At 67.4% G+C, this 5,361-nt stretch carries 9 protein-coding genes; all 9 read left to right on the top strand.

Going from position 1 to position 5,361, the window contains the following annotated elements; genetic code table 11:
- Positions 1-124 (top strand): elongation factor Tu (gene tuf, locus VF139_04625; protein ID HEX6850670.1); only part of this gene is annotated, 124 nt, incomplete at its 5' end.
- Between the two features lie 12 nt (positions 125-136).
- The gene (gene rpmG, locus VF139_04620) at positions 137-286 is read left to right on the top strand and encodes a 50S ribosomal protein L33 (protein HEX6850669.1); all 150 of its coding nucleotides are present in this window, start codon (positions 137-139) and stop codon (positions 284-286) included.
- Between the two features lie 24 nt (positions 287-310).
- Positions 311-544: a preprotein translocase subunit SecE gene (secE, locus tag VF139_04615; protein HEX6850668.1), complete on the top strand. Its 234-nt coding sequence runs from the start codon at positions 311-313 to the stop codon at positions 542-544.
- Between the two features lie 16 nt (positions 545-560).
- Positions 561-1,091 (top strand): transcription termination/antitermination protein NusG, encoded by a 531-nt coding sequence (gene nusG, locus VF139_04610; protein ID HEX6850667.1) that lies wholly within the window; start codon positions 561-563, stop codon positions 1,089-1,091.
- 1 nt (position 1,092) lies between these two features.
- Positions 1,093-1,518, top strand: a complete 426-nt coding sequence (gene rplK, locus VF139_04605) for a 50S ribosomal protein L11 (GenBank protein ID HEX6850666.1) — start codon at positions 1,093-1,095, stop codon at positions 1,516-1,518.
- 28 nt (positions 1,519-1,546) lie between these two features.
- Positions 1,547-2,248, top strand: coding sequence for a 50S ribosomal protein L1 (rplA, locus tag VF139_04600; GenBank protein HEX6850665.1), 702 nt, complete (start codon positions 1,547-1,549; stop codon positions 2,246-2,248).
- Positions 2,249-2,259: 11 nt separating this feature from the next.
- Positions 2,260-2,793: a 50S ribosomal protein L10 gene (rplJ, locus tag VF139_04595; GenBank protein ID HEX6850664.1), complete on the top strand. Its 534-nt coding sequence runs from the start codon at positions 2,260-2,262 to the stop codon at positions 2,791-2,793.
- A 102-nt stretch (positions 2,794-2,895) separates the two neighbouring features.
- Positions 2,896-3,276, top strand: a complete 381-nt coding sequence (gene rplL / locus VF139_04590) for a 50S ribosomal protein L7/L12 (GenBank protein HEX6850663.1) — start codon at positions 2,896-2,898, stop codon at positions 3,274-3,276.
- Between the two features lie 160 nt (positions 3,277-3,436).
- Positions 3,437-5,361: hypothetical protein (locus VF139_04585; protein ID HEX6850662.1), on the top strand; the 1,925-nt coding region annotated here is incomplete at its 3' end.

Below are 5,361 nucleotides of genomic sequence, written 5' to 3'. Positions count from 1 at the left end.
GGACAACGTGACGCTGGAAGTGACGCTGCACACGCCGATCGCGATGGACAAGGGGCTTCGTTTCGCGATCCGCGAGGGTGGCCGCACGGTGGGTGCGGGCACCGTCACCGAGATCCTCGAGTAGGCGGGAAGGACCATGCGCGAGAACATCACGCTCCAGTGCGGCGGCTGCAAGCGTCGCAACTACGTCACGACCAAGAACAAGAAGACGACGAGCGGCAAGCTCGAGTTCTCGAAGTACTGCCGCTTCTGCCGCAAGCACACGTCGCACAAGGAAACCCGCTAACCCGCGCCCCGCGGCGCCAAGGCGGTGACGACATTGGAAGCGACCGAGAAGAAGCCGAACCCGTTCGTCCGCGGCAAGCAGTTCCTTGTCGAGGTGTGGGCGGAGCTCCAGAAGACGACCTGGCCCCTCCCCAAGGAAGTTCAGGGGACGACGATCGTCGTGATCGTCGCGGTCCTCATCACGGCCGCGTACCTCTACGCGGCCGACCTGCTCATCGTCCGGGTCCTGGACCTCGTCCAGAAGATGTTCGGGCGCTGACGTGACGGGGGTCGCCGTGTCGAAGCAGTGGTACATCGTTCATACCTACTCGGGTTTCGAGGCCAAGGTGAAGGACAGCCTTCGCCAGCGGGCCGAGGCGATGGGAATGGGCGACGCGATCGAGGACATCCTCATCCCGACCGAGGAGGTGGTGGAGGTCCGCGAGGGCAAGAAGACCCGGTCGACGCGGAAGTTCTTCCCGGGCTACGTGCTCGTGAAGATGGAGATGTCCGACACCGCGTGGCACGTGGTGAAGAACACCCCGAAGGTGACCGGCTTCGTGGGCACCGGCAACAAGCCGGTGCCGCTGACCGACGCCGAGGTCGACCGCATCGTCCACCAGACCGCGGTCGCGACCGAGAAGCCCAAGCCCAAGCTCGAGTTCCGATCGGGCGAGGCGGTCAGGATCACGGACGGGCCGTTCAGCAATTTCACGGGGCAGGTCGAGGAGGTCAACGAGGACCGCTCGACCCTGAAGGTCATGGTCACGATCTTCGGGCGTTCGACCCCGGTCGAGCTCGAGTTCACGCAAGTCCAGAAGGTGTGAGATGGCGAAGAAGATCACCGGCTACATCAAGCTCCACATTCCCGCCGGCAAGGCGACCCCGGCCCCTCCCGTGGGACCGGCGCTCGGCCAGCAGGGCGTGAACATCATGGAGTTCTGCAAGCAGTTCAACGCCCGCACGGCGAAGGGCGAGGGGATCGTCACCCCCGTCGTCATCACCGTGTTCCAGGACCACTCGTTCACGTTCGTGACCAAGACCCCCCCCGCGGGCGTGTTGCTCGCGCGTGCGGCGAAGGTGGAGAAGGGGTCGGGCGTCCCGAACAAGAACAAGGTCGGCAAGGTCAGCCGGGCCCAGGTCGAGGAGATCGCCAGGATGAAGCTCCCCGACCTGAACACGACGGACGTCGCCGCCGCGGTGCGGATCATCGAAGGAAGCGCTCGGTCCATGGGGATCGAGATCGTCGGTTAGCGAAACCTCAGGAGGGAGTCCGAACGCGATGCCCAGACACGGACGCAAGTACCTCGAGGCGCTGAAGAAGGTGGAGCAGCGCCCCTATCCGGTGGACCAGGCCGTCGCCACGATGCGCAAGGCCGCGTTCGCCAAGTTCGACGAGACCGTCGAGGTGCACATGCGCCTCGGGGTCGACCCGAAGCACGCCGACCAGATGGTCCGCGGCACGGTGGTGTTGCCCCACGGGACGGGGAAGTCCAAGCGCGTGGTCGTGATCGCCGGAGGCGAGAAGGGTCGCGAGGCCCTCGAGGCCGGGGCCGATCACGTCGGCGGCGCCGACGTGGTGGCGAAGATCCAGGAGGGCTGGACCGATTTCGAGGCCGTCGTGGCGACGCCGGACATGATGAAGGACGTCGGGAAACTCGGTAAGGTGCTCGGGCCCCGCGGGCTGATGCCCAACCCGAAGACCGGCACGGTGACCTTCGACGTCGCGAACGCGGTGCGCGAGATCAAGGCCGGCAAGGTGGAGTTCCGCGTCGACAAGACGGCGATCATCCACGTGCCGGTCGGCAAGATGTCGTTCGCCGACAAGAAGATCGAGGAGAACGCCCTCGCCGTGATCCACGCGGTCCTGCGCGCCAAGCCCGCGGCGGCCAAGGGCAAGTACGTCCAGTCGATCTACATGTCCTCGACGATGGGCCCGTCGATCTCGATCGACGAGGCCGCCGTCGAGCTGCCGACGGCCTAGGGGAGAGCGACGTGAACCGCACGGAGAAAGCCGCCCACGTCGAGTCGATGGTGGAGGTGTTCCGCAAGAGCCCCCACCTCGTGCTCACGGACTTCAAGGGCCTGACCGCCAACCAGTCGAACGAGCTTCGCCGGCGCGTGCGCGCGGCGGGCGGGACGTTCCACGTCCTCAAGAACCGGCTCGCGCGCCGGGCCGCCGTGGGGACCGCGGTCGACAAGATCCAGACCCGCCTGGTCGGGACCTGCGGTCTCGCCAGCCATCCGGACGATCCGGTCGCGATCGCCAAGGTCGTGACCGAGTTCGTGAAGGACAACCCGCAGCTCAAGCTCGTCGCGGCGGTCGTCGACGCGAGGGACGTCCTCGACGGCGACGCCGGCGTGAAGACGCTCTCGACGATGCCGGGACTTCCGGAGCTGCGCGCGCAGCTGCTCGCGCTGCTCAACACGCCGGCGACGATGCTCGTCCGGCTGCTCAACACGCCCGCCGGCCAGGTGGCCCGGGCGATCGACGCCCGTCGCGAGAAGCTCGAGGGCGAGGCGAACTGAACGGGAGATTCGGGCCGTCGGCGCGCGGCGCCGGGCCTGTCGCAAGGGAATGATTCGAACGGGCGCCGCACGAACCGGTAGCCACGACGGAGGATTCGTACCATGGCCGATCTGCAGACCATCGCGGAAAACCTGAGCTCGCTGACCGTCATCGAGGCCGCTCAGCTCGTCAAGATGCTCGAGGAGAAGTGGGGCGTCTCCGCCGCCGCCCCGGTCGCCGTCGCGGCCGTGGCGGGCGCGGGTGCCGCCGCCGCCGCCCCGGTCGAGGAGAAGACGGAGTTCAACGTCATCCTCAAGGAAGTGGGCGACAAGAAGATCAACGTCATCAAGGTCGTCCGCGAGGTCACGAGCCTGGGCCTGAAGGAGGCCAAGGATCTCGTCGACGGCGCGCCGAAGACCGTCAAGGAAGCCGTGACGAAGGACGAGGCCGAGGCCATCAAGAAGAAGTTCGAGGCCGAAGGCGCCAAGGTCGAGATCCAGTAGTACGGACGCGTCGCCGATGTGTCAGGGCCCGCCGTCCCCCTCCCGGGGGCGGCGGGGCACCGTCTCCCCGGGGCGCCCGATCCCCGAACGTACCCCGGGGGCGCCTTACTCCTCGAACGGGCGGCCGCACCGTGCCGCCGCACTGGGGGTTTGAATCGCGATGCCCGAGACCCTGCGGATTCCTTCTCTGAAGCGCGTCGAGTTCTCCCGGATCCGGACCGCCATCCCGATCCCCAACCTGATCGAGGTGCAGAAACGCTCGTACGAGCGGTTCCTGCAAATGCGCACCGCTCCGGCCGATCGCGAGAACGCGGGCCTGCAGGCCGTGTTCAAGTCGATCTTCCCGATCCGCGACTTCCGTCAGACGTGCTCTCTGGAGTTCGTCGACTACACGATCGGGAACTGGGAGTGCAAGTGCGGCGAGCTGCAGGGGATCGAGCACCTGCGCAGCGAGTGCCGGGCCTGCGGACGCCGGCTGATCGCGCCCGAGGCGCGGGGCACCGACGTCGTGTGCGAGCACTGCGGCAACCTCACGCCGGTGATCGTCCGGGAATGCGAGCAGTGCGGCGACCCCGTCGGGCTCAAGTTCAAGTACGACGTCCACGAGTGCCAGGAGCGCGGCCAGACCTACACGGTGCCGCTCAAGGTCACGATCCAGCTGGTCGTCTACGACAAGGACCCCGACACCGACGCGCGCACGATCCGCGACATCAAGGAGCAGGAGGTCTACTTCGGCGAGGTTCCGATGCTCACCGAGCACGGGACCTTCATCGTGAACGGGACCGAGCGGGTCATCGTCTCCCAGCTGCATCGTAGCCCCGGAGTGTTCTTCCAGTCGGACCCGCTCAAGACCTCCTACGTCGCGAAGATCATCCCGTACCGCGGCTCGTGGGTGGAGTTCGAGTTCGACCAGAAGAACGTCCTGTACGTGAAGATCGACCGGAAGCGCAAGTTCCCGGCGACGGTGTTCCTGCGCGCGCTCGGGATCGAGGACGACGCCTCGATCCTCCGCGCGTTCTACACGCCGGTGCGCGCGCGCTTCGCCGGAGGCAAGCCCGAGTTCCGGGTCGGCTCCGGTCTCGAGGGCCGCAAGCCCCGCGGCGCCGTCACGCACCCGAAGTCCGGCGAGGAGATCGTCAAGAAGGGGCGCAAGATCCGCTCGGAGCAGGTCGAGGCGCTCGCATCGGCGGGCATCGAGTGGATTCCCGTCGAGGCGACCGAGCTCGACGGCGCCCACCTGATCGGCGACGCGGTGGACGGGGCGACCGGCGAGGTCCTCGCGGACGCCCTGACGCCGCTCGCGGGCGAGGCGCTCGAGAAGGTGTCCGCCGCGGACGGCACCGAGGTCGAGCTGATCTTCCCCGAGTCCGAGGACGTGGGCTCGATCCTCCTCGAGACCCTCAAGAAGGACTCGACCAAGGAGCAGGCCCAGCAGTTCTCGCCCAAGCACGCGAACGCGATGCAGGTCGCGGCGCTCGTCGAGATCTACCGCAAGCTCCGCCCCGGCGATCCGCCGACCGTCGAGTCGTCCCGCAACCTGTTCGACAGCATGTTCAACGACCCGGGCCGCTACGACTTCTCGCGGGTCGGCCGGCTCAAGTTCAACACGAAGCTCTACGGCTCGACGGCCGGCCACGAGGCGACCGACGGCCCCGACCCCGCGTGGCCGCCGCAGGTCGCGCAGCGCTGGCGCGCCGACCAGGACCGCACCCCCTCGAAGGAGGACTTCGTCGACGTGCTCCGGTACCTGCTCAAGCTCCGCAAGGGCGTGGGCGAGACCGACGACATCGACCACCTCGGCAACCGGCGCGTCCGGTCCGTGGGCGAGCTCCTCGAGAACCAGTTCCGGATCGGCCTCGTCCGGATGGAACGCGCGATCAAGGAGAAGATGTCCGTCTACCAGGAAATGACGACGGCCATGCCCAACGACCTGATCAACGCCAAGCCCGTGATGGCGGCGATCCAGGAGTTCTTCGGCTCGAGCCAGCTGTCGCAGTTCATGGACCAGACGAACCCGCTCTCCGAGGTGACGCACAAGCGGCGTCTGTCCGCGCTCGGGCCGGGCGGCCTCTCGCGCGAGCGCGC

The sequence above is a fragment of the Candidatus Polarisedimenticolaceae bacterium genome, assembly GCA_036376135.1.
In the GTDB taxonomy this organism is placed as follows: domain Bacteria; phylum Acidobacteriota; class Polarisedimenticolia; order Polarisedimenticolales; family DASRJG01; genus DASVAW01.
Note: the sequence above shows the minus strand (reverse complement) of the source record. Positions and strands in the feature narration are given on the sequence as shown.